General features: G+C 57.9%; 18 protein-coding genes. 14 read left to right on the top strand and 4 right to left on the bottom strand.

The window, feature by feature from the left end; translation table 11 throughout:
* Nucleotides 1-64 precede the first annotated feature (64 nt).
* Nucleotides 65-910: an NADPH-dependent 7-cyano-7-deazaguanine reductase QueF gene (gene queF, locus GQR96_RS19540; RefSeq protein WP_004205552.1), complete on the bottom strand. Its 846-nt coding sequence runs from the start codon at nt 908-910 to the stop codon at nt 65-67.
* Between the two features lie 68 nt (nt 911-978).
* Between queF and syd the strand changes: the two genes are divergently transcribed.
* The 8 genes from syd (at nt 979) to GQR96_RS19500 (ending at nt 9,466) form a co-directional block, all read left to right on the top strand.
* Nucleotides 979-1,524, top strand: a complete 546-nt coding sequence (gene syd, locus GQR96_RS19535; protein WP_004205553.1) for a SecY-interacting protein — start codon at nt 979-981, stop codon at nt 1,522-1,524.
* Between the two features lie 632 nt (nt 1,525-2,156).
* On the top strand, nt 2,157-2,486 hold the full coding sequence (locus GQR96_RS19530) for a YqcC family protein (protein WP_002915249.1): 330 nt from the start codon (nt 2,157-2,159) through the stop codon (nt 2,484-2,486).
* A complete protein-coding gene (gene truC / locus GQR96_RS19525) occupies nt 2,486-3,280 on the top strand; it encodes a tRNA pseudouridine(65) synthase TruC (protein WP_062913564.1) in 795 nt (264 codons plus the stop codon). The genes GQR96_RS19530 and truC overlap by 1 nt, the downstream gene beginning before the upstream one ends.
* Before the next feature lie 4 nt (nt 3,281-3,284).
* Nucleotides 3,285-3,728: a flavodoxin gene (locus GQR96_RS19520; protein ID WP_004205560.1), complete on the top strand. Its 444-nt coding sequence runs from the start codon at nt 3,285-3,287 to the stop codon at nt 3,726-3,728.
* A gap of 470 nt (nt 3,729-4,198) precedes the next feature.
* Nucleotides 4,199-5,551 carry an MFS transporter gene (locus GQR96_RS19515; protein WP_004205562.1) on the top strand — a complete coding sequence of 451 codons (1,353 nt, stop codon included), beginning with the start codon at nt 4,199-4,201 and terminating at the stop codon, nt 5,549-5,551.
* Between the two features lie 2 nt (nt 5,552-5,553).
* Entirely contained in the window at nt 5,554-6,894 is a 1,341-nt protein-coding gene (locus GQR96_RS19510) for an enolase C-terminal domain-like protein (protein ID WP_023319020.1), read from the top strand.
* Nucleotides 6,895-6,913: 19 nt separating this feature from the next.
* Complete coding sequence (gudD, locus tag GQR96_RS19505; RefSeq protein WP_004205567.1) at nt 6,914-8,254, top strand: glucarate dehydratase; 1,341 nt, start codon at nt 6,914-6,916, stop codon at nt 8,252-8,254.
* Between the two features lie 72 nt (nt 8,255-8,326).
* Nucleotides 8,327-9,466, top strand: a complete 1,140-nt coding sequence (locus tag GQR96_RS19500; protein ID WP_023319019.1) for a glycerate kinase — start codon at nt 8,327-8,329, stop codon at nt 9,464-9,466.
* Between the two features lie 227 nt (nt 9,467-9,693).
* Here GQR96_RS19500 and barA read toward each other — a convergent pair whose 3' ends face one another.
* Complete coding sequence (gene barA / locus GQR96_RS19495; RefSeq protein ID WP_004205572.1) at nt 9,694-12,444, bottom strand: two-component sensor histidine kinase BarA; 2,751 nt, start codon at nt 12,442-12,444, stop codon at nt 9,694-9,696.
* Nucleotides 12,445-12,556: 112 nt separating this feature from the next.
* On the opposite strand from barA, the gene rlmD reads away from it, so the two are divergent.
* From rlmD to eno, 5 genes are all read left to right on the top strand, one after another.
* A complete protein-coding gene (gene rlmD, locus GQR96_RS19490) occupies nt 12,557-13,861 on the top strand; it encodes a 23S rRNA (uracil(1939)-C(5))-methyltransferase RlmD (RefSeq protein ID WP_048325535.1) in 1,305 nt (434 codons plus the stop codon).
* A gap of 121 nt (nt 13,862-13,982) precedes the next feature.
* Entirely contained in the window at nt 13,983-16,220 is a 2,238-nt protein-coding gene (gene relA / locus GQR96_RS19485) for a GTP diphosphokinase (RefSeq protein WP_004205575.1), read from the top strand.
* 111 nt (nt 16,221-16,331) lie between these two features.
* Nucleotides 16,332-17,123: a nucleoside triphosphate pyrophosphohydrolase gene (gene mazG / locus GQR96_RS19480; RefSeq protein ID WP_004205577.1), complete on the top strand. Its 792-nt coding sequence runs from the start codon at nt 16,332-16,334 to the stop codon at nt 17,121-17,123.
* Between the two features lie 280 nt (nt 17,124-17,403).
* Nucleotides 17,404-19,041, top strand: a complete 1,638-nt coding sequence (gene pyrG / locus GQR96_RS19475; protein WP_004205579.1) for a glutamine hydrolyzing CTP synthase — start codon at nt 17,404-17,406, stop codon at nt 19,039-19,041.
* An 81-nt stretch (nt 19,042-19,122) separates the two neighbouring features.
* Nucleotides 19,123-20,421, top strand: a complete 1,299-nt coding sequence (gene eno / locus GQR96_RS19470; RefSeq protein ID WP_002915213.1) for a phosphopyruvate hydratase — start codon at nt 19,123-19,125, stop codon at nt 20,419-20,421.
* Between the two features lie 62 nt (nt 20,422-20,483).
* Here eno and GQR96_RS19465 read toward each other — a convergent pair whose 3' ends face one another.
* The gene (locus tag GQR96_RS19465) at nt 20,484-21,593 is read right to left on the bottom strand and encodes an SDR family oxidoreductase (protein WP_004205581.1); all 1,110 of its coding nucleotides are present in this window, start codon (nt 21,591-21,593) and stop codon (nt 20,484-20,486) included.
* A 477-nt stretch (nt 21,594-22,070) separates the two neighbouring features.
* On the opposite strand from GQR96_RS19465, the gene queE reads away from it, so the two are divergent.
* Complete coding sequence (gene queE / locus GQR96_RS19460) at nt 22,071-22,742, top strand: 7-carboxy-7-deazaguanine synthase QueE (RefSeq protein ID WP_004205582.1); 672 nt, start codon at nt 22,071-22,073, stop codon at nt 22,740-22,742.
* Nucleotides 22,743-22,783: 41 nt separating this feature from the next.
* Here queE and queD read toward each other — a convergent pair whose 3' ends face one another.
* Nucleotides 22,784-23,149, bottom strand: coding sequence for a 6-carboxytetrahydropterin synthase QueD (gene queD / locus GQR96_RS19455; protein ID WP_004174641.1), 366 nt, complete (start codon nt 23,147-23,149; stop codon nt 22,784-22,786).
* Between the last annotated feature and the right edge of the window lie 113 nt (nt 23,150-23,262).

Genomic DNA, 23,262 nt, shown 5'->3' with positions numbered 1-23,262 from the left:
CCTGCGAGCGGCGTTTTCACAACCTTGCGCGCGCCTAAACGCACGCAAATTGTGAAAATGTTTATTATTGTCGGGCGAGGCGGCCGGTGGCAGGGGAAAAGTCGCCGTTGCTGCGCCAGGGGTTGATATCCAGACCACCGCGTCGCGTATAGCGGGCGTAAACGGAAAGCGATTCCGGCTGGCAGAAACGGAGAATATCGTTAAAGATGCGCTCGACGCATTGCTCATGGAATTCGTTATGGTGGCGGAACGAAACCAGATAGCGCAGGAGCTGCTCGCGGTCGATTTTCGCCCCACGATACTGGATCTGCACCGAGCCCCAGTCCGGCTGGTGGGTGATCAGGCAGTTGGACTTCAGCAGATGGCTGACCAGCGTCTCTTCCACGATTTTGCCGCTGGCGGCGCCCTGCAGGTAGTCGGCGCTGAACTGATAGTTATCGATCTCGATATCCTGATCGTCGATGCAGGCGCCGTGCAGGTGGGCAATCGGCTGGCCTTCCAGTTCATCCAGCCGATACAGCGACACCTTGACCTCGCCCTGCGCGCAGGCGCTCAGATCGCGGGTTAGCGTCTCTTCAACCTCCTGCCAGCTGGCGAAACGCGTCTGGTTGAAGCTGTTGAGATAGAGCTTAAAGCTTTTTGATTCCACCAGATTGACGGTGGTGTCGGGCAGTTCGACGTGGCCGACGGCCACCTGCGGCAGGCCTTTGCCGTTCAGCCAGGAGAGTTCGTAGAGCGTCCAGATATCGGCGCCGTGAAACGGCAGGTTGTCGGCATGCAGGCCAAGCGGGTCGCGGTTAAGGCTGCGCGGAACGCCCTGCAGCAGCGAGGCGTCATAGGTATCGCGGTAATCGGTTGATTTACCGAGCGTCAGGCCGGCCAGCGCCTGATGATTATCGTAAGAAGACATGTTTCACCATAGTAAAGCGGGTACACTATTACCCCAGTGTATCCTGTCTAACGTGAAGAGAGAAACCGGTGGACCATCAGACCGCAGAAGCGCTGCATGCTTTTACCCAACGTTATTGCGCCGCCTGGCAGCAGCAGCGCCACAGCCTGCCGCGCAGTGAAGAGCTTTACGGCGTCCCGTCGCCTTGCGTCGTCGACACCCAGGACGAGGCCGTTTTCTGGCAGCCGCAGCCGTTTTCGCTGGCGCAAAATATCAGTGCGGTTGAACGCGCCCTGGATATTGTGGTACAACAGCCGCTTCATTCTTATTATACCACTCAGTTTGCCGGCGATATGACCGGCCGGTTCGCCGGCGAAACGCTCACGCTGCTGCAGACCTGGAGTGAAGAGGATTTCCAGCGGGTGCAGGAAAACCTCATCGGGCACCTGGTGGTGCAGAAGCGGCTGAAGCTGGCGCCGACGCTGTTCATCGCTACCCTCGAGAGTGAACTGGATGTCATTTCCGTCTGTAATCTCAGCGGTGAAGTCGTCAAAGAGACCCTCGGCACCGCCAAACGCCTCACCCTTTCCCCCTCGCTTGCGGGTTTCCTCAACCAGCTTGAGCCGGTGCTGTAATCCAGTCTGCCTGGTCATTTGTGAGAAATCTCTTACAAAACCTGTAAGAGATCATCATCATTTAAGGCAAATTTAATCCAATCTTTTTTTGTTAAGTTATTGGTATTAAATTAGATCTTAATTTTTTCGTCCTTTTGAGTGGGGACTAATCTTAAGAGATTGTCTCAAGAAGGGTTGTAAGAAGAGGCAGAATCAGTGATCCTATGTCTGTCGACAGGAAGTCGCGAAATGAAGCGAACATCAGGATGATGGCGCTTCTGCAGGACCCGCCAGGATGGCGTTGCAAGGACAGGCTTCAGGATGAAGCAAGGATAACGCAGGATCGCGTAATGGACACCTCCAGGATGGAGAATGAGAGCCGCTCAGGATGAACGGTGGATCAGGAAGATCGGGACAAACTTAAGGATAAGTCATTTCACATCGGGGTGGTGTGAAAGCAGGATGCGCGAGTTTATGGATGAACATGGTCAGGAGACCTCAGGAAAAGTTTTCAAGGACGAGCAGGGAGCACCAATGTAGCGGGAATGCTGCAAAACGAACCGGGAGCACTGTTTATACAGTGCTCCCTTTTTTTATTTCTCCTGCGGATTTGCTATCCTGCGCCCGGTTTTTAACTCATCGAGGTTTCCCCCATGACTCTTCACGATAGCGTGCGCGATCGCCTGCGCGCCATTGAAGCCCTGCTGCGCGAAACAGAGCACTGGCAGGAGACGGCGCCGGACAGCAGCGCCTTCGCCAGCGATAAGCCGTTTTGCCTGGATACCCTGGAGCCGCTGGAGTGGCTGCAGTGGGTCCTGATCCCGCGTATGCATCAGCTGCTGGAGAGCGGCCAGCCGCTGCCGCAAAATTTCGCCGTTGCGCCGTATTACGAAATGGCGCTGGATCAAGCCCACCCGGTTCGCGAATCCATGCTGGCGGAGCTGCTGCTGCTGGACGCGCTGTTTGCCGGTGAGCAGGCCTGATGCTGGAGATAATCTACCAGGACGACTGGCTGGTGGCGGTCAACAAACCGTCGGGCTGGCTGGTGCACCGCAGCTGGCTCGATCGCGATGAGAAAGTGGTGGTGATGCAGACCGTGCGCGACCAGATCGGTCAGCACGTTTTTACCGCCCATCGCCTCGACCGGCCCACCTCCGGCGTCCTGCTCATGGGACTGTCAAGCGAGGCGGGTCGGCTGCTGGCGCAGCAGTTCGAGCAGCATCAGATCCAGAAGCGCTACCATGCGATCGTCCGCGGCTGGCTGATGGAAGAGGCGCTGCTCGATTATCCGCTGGTGGAAGAGCTGGATAAAATCGCCGATAAGTTCGCCCGCGAAGATAAAGGCCCGCAGCCGGCGGTGACCCATTATCGTGGTCTGGCGACGGTAGAGATGCCGGTCGCTACCGGGCGTTATCCCACCACGCGCTACGGGCTGGTGGAACTGGAGCCGAAAACCGGCCGCAAGCACCAGCTGCGCCGCCATCTGGCCCACCTGCGTCATCCGATCCTTGGCGACAGCAAGCACGGCGATCTGCGGCAAAACCGCAGCGCCGCGGAGCATTTCGGCTGCCACCGCCTGATGCTGCACGCCAGCGAACTGTCGTTAAATCATCCCTTTACCGGTGAGCCGCTGACCCTGCGCGCCGGTTTTGACGACGTCTGGATGCGTGCGCTGTCGCAGTTTGGCTGGCGCGGGCTTCTCCCGCTAAATGAAAGGGTTGAGTTTGCCGACGACTGCGGTCAGGATGAAGAGAATAAGGACAATCCTGGGAGATAATAGCATGGCGGAAGTCGGAATTTTTGTCGGCACCATGTACGGCAACTCGCTGCTGGTTGCGGAAGAAGCAGAAGCGATCCTCAGCGGACTGGGACACAAGGCTACCGTGTATGAGGATCCGCAGGTCAACGACTGGGAATCCTATACGGGGAAGTATGTGCTGGTGGTCACCTCCACCACCGGGCAGGGCGATCTGCCGGACAGCATCGTCCCGCTGTATGAGGGCATCAAAGATATGTATCAACCTCACCTGCGTTACGGCATTATCGCGCTGGGCGACAGCACCTACGCCAACTTTTGCGGCGGCGGCCTGAAGTTCGATCAGCTACTGCAGGAGCAGGGCGCGAAGCGCATCGGCGAGATGCTGAAGATTGACGCCAGCGAAGATCCGGAGCCGGAGAGCGTCTCTAATCCATGGGTTGAGCAGTGGGCTACCCTGCTAGAATAAAAGCGCTGCCCTCTCCCTACGCAGAGGGCGCCCTTTCAAGCTGTCGCGGCCAGATACGCGGACAGCAAAAGTGTAGCCCTTTTCGGGCCGCACGCCTTCAGGCAAATGCACAATATCCTTAGCAATATCATGGGTTAAGCTAGCCAGTTTCACCGCGTCAAGAGAGGTATTTCACACTCCGGCTCTTTTTGCTGCCCTTTTGACCACCCGCGGCGCTGGTTTTTCATTTCCGTGAACTTCCCCCCATTCTTTCAGGCATAGGCCATAAACCACCTGCAATAGCGGCGTAAAAGCTGTGTAGATGCACGGTGAGCCGCGGTGTGCCTCTTCATATACTGCTCCAGCCAGTGACAAATGCAGTGCCAGATATAACGACAACTATCAAAACACGACCACGTCATTCTGATTACCCTACAGGTTGTGCTGTTCAGAATGAACGTAGCTAAACGCTATGATTCAGGAGTACAACAATGAGTTCATTAAGTCAGGCGGCGACGGCGGCTGAAAAGCGCACCAATGCCCGCTACTGGATAGTGGTGATGCTGTTTATCGTCACCTCTTTTAACTATGGCGACCGGGCGACGCTGTCGATCGCCGGTTCGGAAATGGCCAAAGATATCGGCCTGGATCCGGTGGGGATGGGGTATGTCTTCTCCGCGTTCTCATGGGCTTATGTCATCGGCCAGATCCCGGGCGGCTGGCTGCTCGACCGTTTCGGTTCGAAGCGCGTCTATTTCTGGTCGATCTTCATCTGGTCGATGTTTACCCTGCTGCAGGGCTTCGTCGACATCTTCAGCGGCTTTGGCATTATCGTCGCGCTGTTTACCCTGCGTTTCCTCGTTGGCCTGGCCGAATCGCCGTCGTTCCCGGGTAACAGCCGTATCGTGGCCGCCTGGTTCCCGGCGCAGGAGCGCGGCACGGCGGTGGCGATCTTCAACTCCGCTCAGTACTTTGCCACCGTTATCTTCGCGCCGATCATGGGCTGGCTGACGCATGAGGTGGGTTGGTCGCACGTCTTCTTCTTTATGGGCGGCCTGGGGATTGTGATTAGCTTTGTCTGGCTGAAAGTGATCCACGATCCGAACAACCATCCGGGAGTAAACAAGAAGGAACTGGAATATATCGCCGAAGGCGGCGCCCTGATCAACATGGATCAAAAGAGCAGCGCGCAGAAGGTGCCGTTCAGCGTCAAAATGGGCCAAATCAAGCAGCTGATCGGATCGCGGATGATGATCGGCATCTATATCGGTCAGTACTGCATTAACGCCCTGACCTATTTCTTTATTACCTGGTTCCCGGTTTACCTGGTGCAGGCGCGCGGCATGTCGATCCTCAAAGCGGGGTTTGTCGCCTCCGTTCCGGCGGTGTGCGGGTTCGTCGGCGGGGTGCTGGGCGGGGTGATCTCTGACTGGTTAATGCGCCGCACCGGCTCGCTGAACATTGCCCGCAAAACGCCGATAGTACTGGGGATGCTGCTCTCCATGACCATGCTGATGTGTAACTATGTCAACGTGGAGTGGATGGTGATTGGCTTTATGGCGATGGCCTTCTTCGGCAAAGGGATCGGCGCGCTTGGCTGGGCGGTGATGGCGGATACCGCGCCGAAAGAGATTAGCGGTCTTTCCGGCGGCCTGTTCAACATGTTCGGCAATATCTCCGGTATCGTCACCCCGATCGCTATCGGCTATATCGTCGGCACCACCGGCTCGTTCAACGGGGCGCTGGTTTACGTCGGCATCCATGCCCTGGTGGCAGTGCTGAGCTACCTGGTGCTGGTGGGCGACATCAAACGTATTGAACTGAAACCTGTAGCGGGACGTTAATCATGACTACCCAATCCAGCCCGATTATTACAGAGATGAAGGTCATTCCGGTGGCCGGACACGACAGCATGCTGCTGAACATCGGTGGGGCGCATAACGCCTGGTTTACCCGCAATATCGTGGTGTTGACCGATAACGCCGGCAACACCGGCGTGGGCGAAGCCCCTGGCGGTGAGGTTATCTACCAGACGCTGCTGGCGGCGATCCCGCAGGTGGTAGGTCAGGAGGTCGCCAGGCTGAATCGCGTGGTGCAGCAGGTACACAAAGGCAATCAGGCGGCGGATTTCGACACCTTTGGCAAAGGGGCGTGGACCTTTGAACTGAAAGTCAACGCGGTAGCGGCGCTGGAGGCCGCGCTGCTCGATCTGCTCGGCAAAGTGCTCAATGTGCCGGTCTGCGAGCTGCTGGGGCCGGGCAAGCAGCGTGATGCCGTCACCGTGCTGGGCTACCTGTTCTATATCGGCGATCGGCAGAAAACCGACCTTGGTTATCTGGACCATACGCCGGGCGATCACGAATGGTATCGCCTGCGCCACCAGCAGGCGTTGAGCAGCGAAGCGGTGGTGCGCCTGGCGGAAGCCGCTCAGGATCGCTACGGTTTCAAAGACTTTAAGCTGAAGGGCGGCGTGCTGCCCGGCGAGCAGGAAATTGACACCGCCCGGGCGCTGAAAAAGCGCTTTCCGGATGCGCGCATCACCGTCGATCCTAACGGCGCCTGGCTGCTGGATGAGGCGATCGCCCTGTGCAAAGGGCTGCAGGATGTTCTGACCTACGCCGAAGATCCGTGCGGCGCCGAGCAGGGTTTTTCCGGCCGGGAGGTGATGGCCGAGTTCCGCCGCGCCACCGGGCTACCGGTCGCCACCAATATGATCGCCACTAACTGGCGCGAGATGGGTCATGCGGTGATGCTCAACGCCGTCGATATTCCGCTGGCGGACCCGCACTTCTGGACGCTCTCTGGCGCGGTACGAGTGGCGCAGCTGTGCGACGAATGGGGGCTGACCTGGGGCTGCCATTCCAACAACCATTTTGATATTTCCCTGGCGATGTTTACCCACGTCGGCGCCGCGGCGCCGGGTCAGCCCACCGCCATCGACACCCACTGGATCTGGCAGGAAGGCGAGGCGCGCCTGACCAAAAATCCGCTGCAGATTATTAACGGCAAGATTGCCGTGCCAGACGCGCCGGGACTCGGCGTGGAACTTGACTGGGAGCAGGTGCGCAAAGCCCATGAGGCCTATAAAGCGCTGCCGGGCGGCGCACGCAACGACGCGGGCCCGATGCAGTACCTGATCCCCGGCTGGACATTCGACCGCAAACGTCCCGTTTTCGGCCGCCACTAAATTACAAAAGGATGATGCTATGACGACTTTCTCTTCCACGCCCGTTGTCACCACCATGCAGGTGATCCCGGTTGCCGGCCATGACAGTATGCTGATGAATCTGAGCGGGGCCCACGCTCCGTACTTCACCCGCAATATCGTGATTATCAAAGATAACGCCGGCCATACCGGCGTCGGTGAAATTCCGGGGGGCGAAAAAATTCGCCAGACTCTGGAGGATGCCATTCCGCTGGTGGTGGGCAAAACGCTGGGCGAGTATAAAAACGTGCTCGGTGCGGTGCGCAATCAGTTCGCCGACCGTGACGCCGGCGGCCGCGGCCTGCAGACCTTTGACCTGCGCACCACCATTCACGTGGTGACCGGAATCGAAGCGGCGCTGCTGGACCTGCTGGGTCAGCACCTTGGGGTCAACGTCGCCTCGCTGCTCGGCGATGGACAACAGCGCAGCGAAGTTGAAATGCTGGGCTACCTGTTCTTTATCGGTAACCGCCACGCCACGCCGCTGGCCTATCAGAGCCAGCCGGATGAACAATGCGAGTGGTATCGCCTGCGCCATGAAGAGGCGATGACGCCGGATGCGGTGGTCCGCCTCGCGGAAGCGGCGTATGAAAAATATGGCTTCAACGACTTTAAGCTGAAGGGCGGCGTGCTGGCCGGTTTTGAAGAAGCCGAAGCGATCAGCGCCCTGGCGAAGCGCTTCCCGAATGCCCGCGTGACCCTCGATCCGAACGGCGCCTGGCTGCTTGAAGAAGCCATTCAGATTGGCAAGCAGCTGAAGGGAGTACTGGCCTATGCGGAGGATCCGTGCGGCGCTGAGCAGGGCTTCTCCGGCCGCGAAGTGATGGCGGAGTTCCGTCGCGCGACGGGCCTGCCGACCGCCACCAATATGATCGCCACCGACTGGCGGCAGATGGGCCATACGCTCTCCCTGCAGTCGGTGGATATCCCGCTGGCGGACCCGCACTTCTGGACCATGCAGGGATCGGTTCGCGTGGCGCAGATGTGCCATGAGTTTGGCCTGACCTGGGGTTCGCACTCTAATAACCACTTCGACGTGTCGCTGGCGATGTTCACCCACGTTGCGGCTGCGGCGCCGGGCAAGATCACCGCTATCGATACCCACTGGATCTGGCAGGAGGGCAATCAGCGTCTGACCAAACAACCGTTTGAAATTAAAGGCGGAATGGTGCAGGTGCCGAGCACGCCGGGTCTGGGGGTTGAGCTGGATATGGACCGCGTAATGCAGGCAAATGAGCTATATAAGAAACATGGCCTTGGCGCCCGCGACGATGCGATGGCGATGCAGTACCTGATCCCGGGCTGGACCTTTGACAACAAGCGTCCATGCATGGTGCGCTAAAAGGCCGCCGGCCTCTGCGGGGGCCGGCATTGCGCGATAGCCACAAGGGTTAGCTCAGAGTAAGGACTGCAGATGAAAATAGTGATCGCACCGGATTCCTGGAAGGAGAGCCTGAGCGCGCTGGAAGTAGCCAGTGCGATAGAGCAAGGCTTTCGCGAGATTTATCCTGACGCGGAATATGTCAGGCTGCCGGTTGCCGACGGCGGGGAAGGGACGGTGGAAGCCATGGTGGCGGCGACCGGCGGGCATCAGGTTCCGCTGACGGTGACCGGGCCGCTGGGGGAGCCGGTAGAGGCATTTTATGGGCTGTCCGGCGATCGCCAGTGCGCCTTTATCGAAATGGCGGCGGCCAGCGGGCTGGAAAGCGTTCCCCCGGCGCAGCGTAACCCGCTGCTGACCACCTCCTGGGGCACCGGGGAGCTCATCCGCCATGCGCTGGACGCTGGTGTGCGGCAGATCATTATTGGCATTGGCGGCAGCGCGACCAATGACGGCGGCGCCGGCATGGCGCAGGCGCTGGGGGCGAAACTGCTGACCGCCGACGGTCAGCAGATCGCGCCAGGGGGCGGTGCGCTGGAGACGCTGGCGCGCATCGATCTTAGCGAGCTGGATCCACGGCTGGCAGATTGTCGGATTGAAGTGGCCTGCGACGTTACCAACCCGTTGACCGGCCCGCAGGGCGCCAGCGCGGTATTCGGCCCGCAAAAAGGGGCGACGGCGCAGATGATTGACCGGCTTGACAGCGGCCTGCGGCACTATGCCCGGATCATCGCCCGTGATTTAGATTGCGACGTGCTGAGCCTGGAAGGCGGCGGCGCGGCGGGTGGGATGGGCGCGGCGCTGTATGCGTTTTGCGGCGCTCAGCTGCGCCCGGGCATTGAGATTGTCACCGATGCGCTGCAGCTGGCGGAGCGGGTGGCGGATGCTGATTTAGTGATCACCGGGGAAGGGCGTATCGACAGTCAGACTATCCACGGTAAGGTGCCGGTGGGGGTGGCCCGGGTGGCGAAGCGATTTAACGTACCGGTGATCGGGATTGCCGGCAGCCTGACCGCCGATGTCGGCGTCGTGCATCAGCACGGGCTGGATGCGGTATTCAGCGTGTTGTACACCATCTGCACTCTGGATGAAGCGCTGGCCAATGCCGCCGCCAATCTGCGGATGACGGCGCGAAACGTCGCCGCGGTTTTGCAGATGGGCGGTAAGCTGTAATTGAGGGATCCCGGCTGGCGCGGCTTCCCGGGAATGTCTCAGCGATGTTGAGGCCGCCAGCACCGCCAGTTTCAGCAGCGCAAGTGGGTAAATTTACGGCAGGCCGCACAGACCGTAGGCCGGGCAAGGCACCGCTGCCGCCCGGCGCAAAAGCGGCTCTCTTCCCACAACACGGCCCGAAGGCCTATACCTGGCGAGCCGGGTGCAGGCCGGGAAGCCCTGCGGTTTTAGACGCCCATCCGGCACGATTCGCGCGCCACATTGTCCATCTCATCTAACAGCTCAAGCAGCTCCGGCTCCAGATCCTCGGCGGCGGTGCCTGCGCGCAGCTGGCTCTCCAGGGTGTGGCACAGCTTTTTCAGCCGCGGCACGCCGCTGTAGCTGCAGCTGCCATGCAGTTTGTGGATCAGATCCACCAGCCCTTCCGGCTGCTCGCCAACCAGTTGCTCTTCCACTTTGTTACGTACCTCCGGCATAAAAGCGATCAGCATCTGCAGCATCTCCCTCGCCAGATCTGGCTTCATCGCCGCCTGGCGCAGCGCCAGCTGCCAGTCGAGCGTCTGGTTATGGTCGATTACCGGCTCTGTGGGCGGTATCGCCGCCGGGGCGATGCTGTGTACTCCGGGCTGATAGCGCAGCAGCAGGGCGTGCAGTTTCTCTTCTTCGATCGGCTTCGCCAGATAGTCGTTCATGCCGGCGCTCAGGAGCTTCTCGCGCTGGCCCTCCAGGGCGTGCGCGGTGACGGCGATAACCGGCGTTAGCTGGTGATGCGGCAGATGATGGATAAGCTCACAAGCGCGGATGCCGTCCATATCCGGCATCTGAATATCCATCAGGATCAGATCCATCTGCAGTTGCTTGGCCTTGTCCACCGCCTGCTGGCCGCTGTCGCAGAGGATCACCTGCTGCACAAGGTCATCCAGCAGGGCGCCAATGAGCTTCAGGTTTGCCGGGTTGTCGTCGACGGCCATCACGGTCATCGGCAGCTTATGGCTGTCGGCCTGCGTCAACGGCGCGGAGGCTGTCGCATGATTGGTGGCCACCAGCGCTGGCAGTAAACGGGTAGTGGTGAGCGGTTTCAACAGGCAGGCGGCGACGCCATCGCGTTTCAGGGCTTCGGCGCTAACCTGGGCATGACACGGCAGAGCCAGCAGTACGTTGTCTGACATCGCGCAGGCTTTGGCTAATTTTTCCCGGTGCGGTGACAAATCGCGCATTGAGACCGGGATACCGACCAGCAGAATGTCGTACTGGGCTTCCGCCAGCGAGGAGAAGGTGGGGCTGTAGATCACCTCCAGCGGCGTGGCGGCCAGCATCTCCAGCGTGCACTGCGCCGCCGTTGCGTTGGCTTCCACATAGGCCAGACGCTTGCCCGCCAGCCCGTCGGTATTCAGCATATCCGGGATGGCGTTCGGGTTGAGATCGAGGTTGATATGGAACCAGAAGGTGGAGCCGCGGTTCGGCTGACTGTGAAACGAGATATCGCCGCCCATCTCCTTGACCAGACGCTGGGTGATCACCAGCCCGAGCCCGGTGCCGCCGTGGCGGCGTGAAATACTGGCATCGGCCTGACGGAAGGCCTGGAACAGCCGGGACTGATCGCGCTCGGGGATGCCGATGCCGGTATCGTGGATCTGAATTTCGATCTGCACCCGCGAATTACTGATGGCCCGCTGCTCCACCAGCACGTCGATATTACCGTGCTCGGTAAATTTGATGGCGTTGCCCACGAGGTTGGTCACAATCTGCTGCAGACGCAGCGGGTCGCCGATGACGTTATCCGGCACGTTGTTCTTAATGTTCAGCGTCAGCTCCAGCCCCTTATCATGCGCGGAATGCGCCAGCAGGGTGACCACCTCATCAAGCGAGGTGCGCAGCAGGAACGGAATACTCTCCAGGATCAGTTTCCCCGCCTCCAGCTTGGAAAAGTCGAGCACGTCGTTGATGATCGCCAGCAGATTATTGGCCGAGCGTTCGATGGTGGTCAGGTGGTCGCGCTGCGTGGCGTTGAGATCGGTTTTCAGCGTCAGGCGGGTAAAGCCGATCACCCCATTGAGCGGGGTGCGCAGTTCGTGGGACATATTGGCCAGGAATTCAGACTTAATGCGCGCCGCCTCCTGGGCGCGCTTTTTCGCCAGGTCCAGTTCGACGTTCTGAATCTCCATCTGCTCAAGGGTTTCCCGCAGATCGGAGGTGGCCTGGTCGACGTTGTGCTGCATCTCCTCATGGTACGCCGCCAGCGACATGGCCATCGAGTTGATGCCGTTTTTCAGCATATCCAGCTCGCCGAGCATAAAGCCCTCGACCCGACTGTCCAGCTGCCCACGGCGGATGCGGTCGACGGTATTGACCATATTGCGGATAGGGCCGGTGACGTCGCGCATCAGGCGCCAGCCGAAGATCAGCGCAATGCCGATGCAGAACAGCATCATCACGCTGGAGATGAAAATCTCTTTGTACTGCTGCAGGCGGACCGATTTCAGATCCAGCTCCAGCGCGACGTAGCCCAGCATATTGCCCGGCATTTTGGCATCGGATTCGGGGGATTCATCCGGCGAATAACTTTCCGAGACGATCGGCGTGCGCAGGATCATCATGTCGCCGTCGCGGATGACGCTGAGACGACGGGGAAACGCCTCGCCTTTTGGGATCTGCAGGTCGCTGGGGTTGAGCTGGTAATTGGAGGTGACAAACAGGCGGTTATGCGAATCGTACACCGAGATGGCCCGCACGATCTCCGAGTGGCGACGATGCAGAACGCTGATCAACTGGCCGATGGATTCGCGGTTTTGCAGATTCATGCCATATTCGCTGGAGACCGCCAGCGGCTCAATAATGCTGGTGCCGGCGTCCTCCAGCTGACGTTGCAGGTCGTTATAACGGTGAGCGACAAAGAAAACACTGAGCAACAGCCCTATCAGGACGGTTGGCGCCAGAATCAGAATCATCATGCGAGCACGCAGGCTGTAGTTGGTCATGCGGTTCCATTATGGGAGAATATAGACATCATCGTTCGGTGCGCGTCGGTGCGCTTCGCGGCGCTGCCGCTCTGAACGAGCTCGTTTTATTTGATTGAGACAACTCTCTACGATGGCGCAATTCTACTCTGCAAAACGGCGTGTGACGACGCGCCAGATCATAACCGTTACAGTCAACGACCTCGATCCCTTTGGCCAGGGCGTGGCCCGCCACCAGGGGAAAGCGCTGTTCGTCGGCGGCGTGCTGCCGCAGGAGCAGGCTGAGGTGGTGCTGGTGGAAGACAAAAAGCAGTACGCCCGCGCCCAGGTGAAACGCCGTCTGACCGACAGCCCGCAGCGCCAGGCGCCGCGCTGCCCCCATTTTGGCGTTTGCGGCGGCTGCCAACAGCAGCATGCCAGCATCACGCTTCAGCAGCAAAGTAAACGCGCCGCGCTGGCGCGCCTGATGAAGCGCGAGGTGGATGAGATCATCGCCGGCGAGCCGTGGGGCTATCGCCGTCGCGCGCGCTTAAGCTTGAATTATCAGCCAAAGACCCAACAATTGCAGATGGGTTTTCGTCAGGCCAGCGACAAAGCGATCGTCGAGGTGGTGCAGTGCCCTGTTTTGGTGCCCCAACTTGAGGCGCTGCTGCCCGCCGTGCGCGAGTGCTTAAGCGCGCTGAGCGCATTACGCTGCCTTGGCCACGTCGAGCTGGTGCTGGCGGACAACGGCCCACTAATGGTGCTGCGCCATACCGCTGCGCTGCCGGCCGCTGACAGGGAAAAACTGGAACGTTTTTCGCAAACTCACGGTCTTTCCCTGTACCTCGCGCCGCAAAGCGAGATACTGGAACATATTCACGGCGAAGCGCCATGGTATACCTCAGACGGACTACGCTTAGTGTTCAGTCCGCGGGATTTTATCCAGGTCAACGACGGCGTGAATCAGCAGATGGTGCGTACCGCGCTGGCGTGGCTGGATCTGCAGCCCGAAGACCGGGTGCTGGATCTGTTCTGCGGGATGGGCAATTTTACCCTGCCGCTGGCGACTCGCGCCGCCCACGTGGTCGGGGTGGAAGGGGTGCCGGCGCTGGTGGAGAAGGGGCGGGAAAATGCCGCCCTCAATGGTTTATCCAATGTCACCTTCTTCCATGAAAATCTGGAAGAGGATGTCACCCGCCAGGCCTGGGCGAAGCACGGCTTTGATAAAGTGCTGCTGGACCCGGCCCGCGCCGGCGCGCCGGGCGTGATGCCGCATATTATAAAACTGGCGCCGCGGCGGGTGGTGTATGTTTCCTGCAACCCGGCGACGCTGGCGCGAGACAGCGAAACCCTGTTGCAGGCTGGATATCAGATTCAACGCCTGGCGATGCTGGATATGTTCCCGCATACCGGTCATCTGGAATCAATGGTGTTGTTTGAGCGCAGGCTTACATAAGGTCATTCACAACGTCGCAGAAGTGCCGCCCCGGCCATCAATGCTGACGCGACCTGCAGGATGACATGTAGAAAGTTGAGGCTTGCCGACTTCGGCAGGCCGGTCCCTTAAGGAGAGGACAATGGTTGCGGTAAGAAGTGCACATCTTAATAAAGCTGGTGAATTTGACCCGAAGAAATGGATCGCGAGTCTGGGGATTTCCAGCCAGCAGTCGTGTGAGCGCTTAGCCGAAACCTGGGATTATTGTCGCGAAAAAACGCAAGGACACCCGCTGGCGGACCTGCTGCTGTGGCGGGGCGTCGAAATGGTGGAGATCCTCTCCACCCTAAGTATGGATATCGATACCCTGCGCGCGGCGCTGCTGTTCCCGCTGGCCGACAGCGAAGTCGTCAGCGAAGCGGTTATGCAGGAGAGCGTGGGTAAATCGGTCGTGACCCTGATTCACGGGGTACGGGACATGGCCGCCATCCGTCAGCTGAAAGCTACTCATACCGACTCAGTATCTTCCGAGCAGGTGGATAACATTCGCCGCATGCTGCTGGCGATGGTGGACGATTTCCGCTGCGTGGTTATCAAGCTTGCCGAACGTATCGCGCATCTGCGCGAGGTCAAGGACGCGCCGGAAGATGAGCGCGTGCTGGCGGCGAAAGAGTGCACCAATATCTATGCTCCCCTGGCGAACCGCTTAGGTATCGGCCAGCTGAAGTGGGAGCTGGAAGATTACTGCTTCCGCTACCTGCACCCGGCAGAGTACAAGCGTATTGCCAAACTGCTCCACGAACGCCGTATCGACCGCGAGCATTATATCGACGAGTTCGTCGGCCACCTGCGGGCAGAAATGAAAGCCGAAGGGGTCAAGGCCGAGGTCTATGGTCGGCCGAAGCATATCTACAGCATCTGGCGCAAAATGCAGAAAAAACACCTCGCCTTTGACGAGCTGTTTGACGTTCGCGCGGTGCGCATCGTGGCCGAGCGGTTGCAGGATTGTTATGCCGCGCTGGGGATCGTTCATACTCACTACCGTCATCTGCCGGATGAGTTCGATGATTACGTGGCCAACCCGAAACCCAACGGCTACCAGTCTATCCACACCGTGGTGCTGGGGCCGAGCGGCAAGACGGTGGAGATTCAAATCCGCACCCGGCAGATGCATGAAGACGCCGAGCTGGGCGTGGCCGCGCACTGGAAGTACAAAGAGGGCGCGGGAGCGGGTACCAGCGGCGGTCGCGGCTATGAGGACCGTATCGCCTGGCTGCGCAAGCTGATTGCCTGGCAGGAAGAGATGGCCGACTCCGGCGAAATGCTCGACGAAGTGCGCAGCCAGGTCTTTGACGACCGGGTGTATGTCTTTACGCCGAAAGGCGACGTGGTGGACCTGCCGGCGGGGTCGACGCCGCTCGATTTTGCCTACCATATCCACAGCGACGTCGGTCATCGCTGCATCGGCGCTAAAATCGGCGGCCGCATCGTGCCGTTTACCTATCAGCTGCAGATGGGCGATCAGATCGAAATTATTACCCAGAAGCAGCCGAACCCGAGCCGCGACTGGCTCAACCCTAACCTCGGCTACGTTACCACCAGCCGCGGACGCTCCAAAATTCACGCCTGGTTCCGTAAGCAGGATCGCGACAAAAACATTCTTGCCGGCCGGCAGATCCTTGACGACGAGCTGGAGCATCTGGGCATCAGCCTGAAGGATGCGGAAAAGCACCTGCTGCCGCGCTACAATTTCAATGAGCTCGATGAACTGCTGGCGGCCATCGGCGGCGGCGATATCCGCCTCAACCAGATGGTCAACTTCCTGCAGGCGCAGTTCAATAAACCGAGCGCCGCCGAGCAGGATGCGGCAGCGCTGAAGCAGCTGCAGCAGAAAACCTATGCTCCGCAGAACCGCACCAAGGATAATGGCCGGGTGGTGGTGGAAGGGGTTGGCAATCTGATGCACCATATTGCCCGCTGCTGCCAGCCGATCCCGGGCGATGAGATCGTCGGCTTTATCACTCAAGGGCGCGGGATTTCCGTGCATCGCGCCGACTGCGATCAGCTCGCTGAACTGCAGTCGCATGCCCCGGAGCGCATCGTCGATGCGGTATGGGGCGAAAGCTACTCGGCGGGATATTCGCTGGTGGTCAGGGTGGAGGCGAACGATCGCAGCGGGTTATTGCGCGATATCACCACCATCCTCGCCAATGAGAAGGTGAACGTGCTGGGCGTTGCCAGCCGCAGCGATACCCGTCAGCAGCTGGCCACCATCGATATGACCATCGAGATTTACAACCTGCAGGTGCTGGGCCGGGTGCTCGGTAAGCTGAACCAGGTGCCCGATGTGATCGACGCGCGTCGTCTGCACGGCGGTTAATTCGTCTCCAGGCCGGATAAGGCGAAGCCGCCATCCGGCAATTTCGCAACGTCGGATAAGGTCGAAAGGCCTTATCCGGCCGACTTTTTTTTGAATTTCCAGGATTGTCACATGACTCAGATTGACCGCTTGCTCGGCATTATGCGCCGCCTGCGCGACCCGGAAAACGGCTGCCCGTGGGATAAAGAGCAGACCTTTGCCACCATCGCCCCCTATACCCTCGAAGAAACCTATGAAGTGCTGGACGCTATTTCGCGAGAGGATTTTGACGACCTGCGCGGTGAGCTGGGCGATCTGCTGTTCCAGGTGGTGTTCTATGCGCAGATGGCGCAGGAAGAGGGACGTTTTAACTTTGACGATATCTGCGCCGCCATCAGCGACAAGCTGGAGCGCCGCCATCCCCATATCTTCGCTGATGCCACCGCGGGAAACAGCAGCGAAGTGCTGGCCCGCTGGGAGCAGATCAAAAGCGCGGAGCGGGCGGAAAAAGCCCAGCACTCGGCACTGGACGACATTCCGCATAGCCTGCCGGCGCTGATGCGCGCGCATAAAATCCAGCGTCGCTGCTCGGCGGTCGGTTTTGACTGGACCTCGCTGGGCCCGGTGCTCGACAAAGTGCATGAAGAAATTGATGAAGTGATGCATGAAGCGCAGCAGGCGGTGGTGGATGAAGCGAAACTGGAAGAGGAAGTGGGCGATCTGCTGTTCGCCACGGTGAATTTATCCCGCCATTTAGGGGTCAAAGCCGAGGTGGCGCTGCAAAAAGCGAACCGCAAGTTCGAGCGGCGCTTTCGCGAAGTCGAGCGCATTGTCGCCGCCCGCGGCCTGGAAATGACCGGCGTCGACCTCGATACCATGGAAGAAGTATGGCAACAGGTAAAACGCCAGGAAACTGATCTCTAACGAGTTTTCGTGATCAAGCGCGATTTGTGTGATTTTATAAATAACAAGCGCTTGATTTACGTCAAAAACATTTCGCCAAAAGCGTCTATTTTCTCTTTCCGTTATGTCGTTGAAACACCATGTAGCCTGCCTCTTCGAGTTGTTCGGGTCGCAACACAGGTGCAACTTGAAGAACGAAGGGGAGGGGAAGAATGAAAGTTTGTGGCGTCACGCATGTTCGGGTATACTACTTTCCCGTCCTGGTTATTCCATCGTTTTACCCTAACTTCTCAGGTTCAGCATGACAACGAACTATATTTTTGTGACCGGCGGGGTCGTATCCTCTCTGGGTAAAGGCATTGCCGCAGCCTCCCTGGCAGCCATTCTTGAAGCCCGTGGTCTCAACGTGACCATCATGAAACTGGATCCGTATATCAACGTCGATCCGGGCACCATGAGCCCAATCCAGCATGGGGAAGTGTTCGTTACTGAAGACGGCGCAGAAACCGATCTGGACCTGGGCCACTACGAGCGTTTCATCCGCACCAAGATGACTCGTCGCAACAACTTCACCACCGGTCGAATCTACTCCGACGTGCTGCGTAAAGAGCGCCGTGGCGACTATCTGGGCGCAACCGTACAGGTTATTCCGCACATCACCAACGCCATTAAAGAGCGCGTACTGGCTGGCGGCGAAGGCCATGACGTGGTGCTGGTGGAAATCGGCGGTACCGTAGGCGATATCGAATCCCTGCCGTTCCTCGAAGCTATTCGTCAGATGGCGGTAGAGATCGGCCGCGAGCATACCCTGTTTATGCACCTGACTTTAGTGCCGTACATGGCCGCCGCCGGTGAAGTCAAAACCAAACCGACTCAGCACTCCGTGAAAGAGCTGCTCTCCATCGGTATTCAGCCTGACATCCTGATTTGCCGCTCCGATCGCGCGGTTCCGGCCAACGAACGGGCGAAAATTGCTTTGTTCTGTAACGTTCCGGAAAAGGCTGTTATTTCTCTGAAAGACGTCGATTCCATTTATAAAATTCCAGGCCTGTTGAAATCTCAGGGGCTGGACGATTATATTTGTAAACGATTCAGCTTAACTTGTCCGGAAGCAAACCTGGCCGAATGGGAACAGGTAATCTATGAAGAAGCCAATCCGGCAGGCGAAGTCACCATCGGTATGGTTGGTAAGTACATTGAACTGCCGGACGCCTACAAGTCGGTGATTGAAGCGCTGAAACACGGTGGTCTGAAAAACCGCGTTACCGTCAACATCAAGCTGATCGATTCGCAGGATGTGGAAACGCGCGGCGTCGAAATCCTCAAGGATTTAGATGCTATCCTTATCCCGGGCGGCTTCGGCTACCGCGGTGTGGAAGGTAAGATCGCCACTGCGCGCTATGCGCGTGAGAACAATATTCCTTATCTGGGCATTTGCCTGGGTATGCAGGTTGCGCTGATTGAATTCGCGCGCAATGTAGCGGGTATGGAAAACGCCAACTCGACGGAATTTGTGCCAGACTGTAAATACCCGGTTGTGGCCCTGATTACCGAATGGCGTGACGAAGATGGCAACGTTGAAGTCCGCTCCGAGAAGAGCGATCTGGGCGGCACCATGCGCCTGGGCGCGCAGCAGTGCCAGCTGGATGAGGATTCTCTGGTACGCCAGCTGTACGGCGAGCCGACCATCACCGAGCGCCATCGTCACCGCTACGAAGTCAACAACATGTTGTTGAAACCGATTGAAGCTGCCGGTCTGCGCGTTGCGGGCCGTTCCGGGGATGATCAGTTGGTCGAGATCATCGAAGTGCCGAACCATCCGTGGTTTGTGGCCTGCCAGTTCCACCCGGAGTTTACTTCGACGCCGCGTGATGGACACCCGCTGTTTGCCGGCTTTGTGAAAGCCGCCAGCGAGTACCAGAAACGCCAGGCGAAGTAAAAAGAGTTAGAACGGCAATGCACCCATCCGGGTGCATTGTTTGTCTGGAGTTTTAGTTTAACTTGTACTGAGGAAAACCTAATGTCCAAAATCGTTAAAGTCATCGGTCGTGAAATCATCGACTCCCGTGGTAACCCGACTGTTGAAGCCGAAGTACACCTGGAAGGTGGTTTCGTCGGTATGGCAGCTGCTCCGTCAGGTGCTTCTACTGGTTCCCGCGAAGCGCTGGAACTGCGCGATGGCGACAAATCCCGTTTCCTGGGTAAAGGCGTAACCAAAGCTGTTGCTGCGGTAAACGGCCCGATCGCTCAGGCAATCCTGGGCAAAGATGCCAAAGATCAGGCTGGCATCGACAAGATCATGATCGACCTGGACGGTACTGAAAACAAATCTAACTTCGGTGCGAACGCAATCCTGGCCGTTTCTCTGGCGAACGCCAAAGCAGCTGCTGCCTCCAAAGGCCTGCCGCTGTACGCGCACATCGCTGAACTGAACGGCACTCCGGGCAAATACTCCATGCCGGTTCCGATGATGAACATCATCAACGGCGGTGAGCACGCTGACAACAACGTCGACATCCAGGAATTCATGATTCAGCCGGTTGGCGCGCCGACCCTGAAAGAAGCAGTACGCATGGGTTCTGAAGTGTTCCATCACCTGGCGAAAGTGCTGAAGTCCAAAGGCATGAACACTGCCGTTGGTGACGAAGGCGGCTACGCGCCGAACCTGGGTTCCAACGCCGAAGCGCTGGCTGTTATCGCTGAAGCGGTTAAAGCAGCAGGCTACGAGCTGGGCAAAGACATCACCCTGGCGATGGACTGCGCAGCGTCTGAATTCTACAAAGACGGTAAATACGTTCTGGCCGGCGAAGGCAACAAAGCGTTCACCTCTGAAGAGTTCACTCACTTCCTGGAAGAGCTGACCAAACAGTACCCGATCGTCTCCATCGAAGATGGCCTGGACGAATCTGACTGGGAAGGTTTCGCTTACCAGACCAAAGTACTGGGCGACAAAATCCAGCTGGTTGGTGACGACCTGTTCGTAACCAACACCAAGATCCTGAAAGAAGGCATCGAAAAAGGCATCGCTAACTCCATCCTGATCAAATTCAACCAGATCGGTTCTCTGACCGAAACTCTGGCTGCTATCAAGATGGCGAAAGACGCTGGCTACACCGCTGTCATCTCTCACCGTTCTGGCGAAACTGAAGACGCGACCATCGCCGACCTGGCTGTGGGTACCGCTGCAGGCCAGATCAAAACCGGTTCTATGAGCCGTTCTGACCGCGTTGCTAAATACAACCAGCTGATTCGTATCGAAGAAGCGCTGGGTGAGCAAGCGCCGTTCAATGGTCGTAAAGAGATCAAAGGCCAGGCTTAATCCTGTCCTGATGAAATAACCATGCCAGCCTTCGGGCTGGCATTTTTTTATACCTGCGGCCATTATTTAAAGTCGACGGCCATTTGCTGAGGGATCGACAGCCCGCGGGTGGTTTCCACGCAGCGGTCGATGTAATCGGTAAAGCGCGGCGGTTTTGGCATCCCCATGCTCAGCAGCTTGTCGTTGCTAAAGCGCACGTTCAGCGTGGCGAACGCGCCATATAAGCGCATCGCTTTCAGCATCAGTCGCTCATTGCACGGCCCAAAAATTCCTTTCAGTTCGCGACGCATTTTGACCAGCGTTTCATAACTCACCTGGGCGTACTTATCTCCCACCGGCGCCTGCTCCAGCGCCAGGGCCATCGCCCGGTCGATGTCGGCAAACTTCACGCTGTTCTCCTCACCGGCAGAGATATGCACTACCTCGCCGTGGGCCAGCGGCTGGTTAAGCAGCATCAGCAGGGCGTCGGCGCAGTAGTCCACCGGGATAACATCGATTCGGTCCTCCATCGCGCACATAAATTTCTGCAGCATCAGTCCCATGCTGAATACCCAGAAAATACTGCTGGAAGGCCGGCAGCCGTGATGAGTATGGCCCACCACAATAGAAGGGCGGGCAATGACCAGCGGTAGCGTAGGGCAGTGCTGCTGCATCAGTTGCTCGATGGCCGATTTCGAGTGGGTATATTCCACCAGATGCTCGGCGCGCTGCCGAAACTCCGCGCTCTCGGCGACCAGCGAATCCGGCTCCGGTGAGCAGGACATTGCGGTGCCGACGTGGAGAAAACGCTGCAGACCCGCCACCTGCGCCATCCGTTGCGCCAGACGCAGCGTACCCGTAACGTTAACCTTCCAGATGAGCGGGTTGCTGCCAAACGAGGCGACAGCGGCGCAGTTGAGAACATGGGTGACTTGCTCAAGCCGCGGATCGTTAAGAAAATGCTCCGGAGAGGCGAGATCGCCCAGCAGGATCTGCTGCGGTCGCAGCATCGCCAGTTTCTCCTCGGCGATGTTGAACTTACGCATGTTTTCCTTGACCCGTTCCAGGCCTGCTTCGGGGCTGTTGGCACGCACCAGTAGCAGCAGATCTAATTGGCTATCCTGATGGAGTATTTTCTCTAACGCCGCGCCGCCCAGAAAACCGGTGACGCCGGTAATGAATAATGTGGTCATAAACGCTATCTCATTATGGTTGGTCTGCGGGATTCTAGGAGGGCCAAAGTAAACGACGATTAAATAAAAAATGGCGGGCAGCAGGACTTTATTAAGAGGGGCTTAAGCTTATTTTCGGCGGCGGATTGGATTCGACTCTCAGACCAGGTAAATAATTCACTCTTTCATGTATCAATTTGTACATGCATGTATTTAAACATGTTTTTATTTTTCCGCTGACGTTTTTTATGTTCTGGTATATAACACGAAAAACATCTTCTGTTACATCTTTCTTCGCTGCAGTACGCTCCGCTGTTTATTTAAATCCTTACCACACTAATGAAATAAACGAAAACAGATGCATACTTTTAATTAACAATGAATAACGTCCGGGGTGAGAAAGCGACCCCGTGAGGGAAAAACGATCGCAGCGCAGGACAAGACCTGGACAGTGAAATCTGCGATAATAAGCGTTTATCACCCTAAACAGAGATGACTATGCAGTACCCGATTAACGAGATGTTCCAGACCCTGCAAGGCGAGGGTTACTTCACCGGCGTGCCTGCCATTTTTATTCGTCTGCAGGGATGCCCGGTAGGATGCGCGTGGTGTGACACCAAGCATACCTGGGACAAACTGGCCGATCGGGAAGTGTCGTTGTTCAGCATCCTGGCGAAAACCAAAGAGAGCGATAAGTGGGGGCCGGCAAGCAGTGAAGATCTGCTGGCGATTATCGGTCGTCAGGGGTGGACTGCCCGCCACGTGGTCATTACCGGTGGTGAGCCCTGCATTCACGACTTAACGCCGTTAACCTCGCTTCTGGAACAAAACGGCTTTAGCTGTCAGATTGAAACCAGCGGCACCCATGAAGTGCTTTGCAGCCACAACACCTGGGTGACGGTTTCCCCGAAGGTCAACATGCGCGGCGGGTATGACGTGCTGTCTCAGGCCCTGCAGCGGGCGGATGAGATCAAGCATCCGGTAGGGCGCGTCCGCGACATCGAAGCGCTGGACGAACTGCTGGAAACGCTGAGCGATGACAAACCGCGGATCATCGCCCTGCAGCCGATCAGTCAGAAAGAAGACGCGACGCGCCTGTGTATCGACACCTGCATCGCCCGCAACTGGCGCCTGTCCATGCAGACGCACAAATATCTGAATATCGCCTGATAAAAAAGCCCGGTAGCATACTGACCGGGCTTTTTTTTCGCTTACTCGCCGCGATAGACGCAGCCGGCGGTGCAGGTCTCTTTCACCATCACCGCGCTCAGCAGCGGGACTCGCGGTTTCATCTCATCCCAGATCCATTTGGCCAGCACTTCGCTGGTAGGGTTTTCCAGACCGGGGATATCGTTCAGATAATAGTGGTCCAGGCGATCGTAGGTCGGCTTGAAGGCGGCCTTCAGCTCGGCGAAATCCATGATCCACCCGGTATGGGGATCGACTTCACCGGTTATCTCCAGACGCACCATAAAGGAGTGGCCATGCAGGCGACCGCATTTGTGTCCTTCCGGGACGTGCGGCAGGTGGTGGGCGGCTTCGAAGGTGAAATCTTTAAACAGCGTGGTGGACATCATTGACTCTCAACAGGACGAAAAAAACCGCCGTAGGGTACCGGAAAGTACATTTTTTCGCATTAACTAAAACGGCCCTGAACAGAAAATCGACACATTTATCTGGGTTAAGTCCA

The sequence above is a fragment of the Klebsiella sp. PCX genome (assembly GCF_021869705.1).
Taxonomy (GTDB): Bacteria; Pseudomonadota; Gammaproteobacteria; order Enterobacterales; family Enterobacteriaceae; genus Klebsiella; species Klebsiella quasipneumoniae.
The sequence above is the reverse complement of the archived record's forward strand: the minus strand, read 5'-3'. Positions and strand labels throughout refer to the sequence as shown.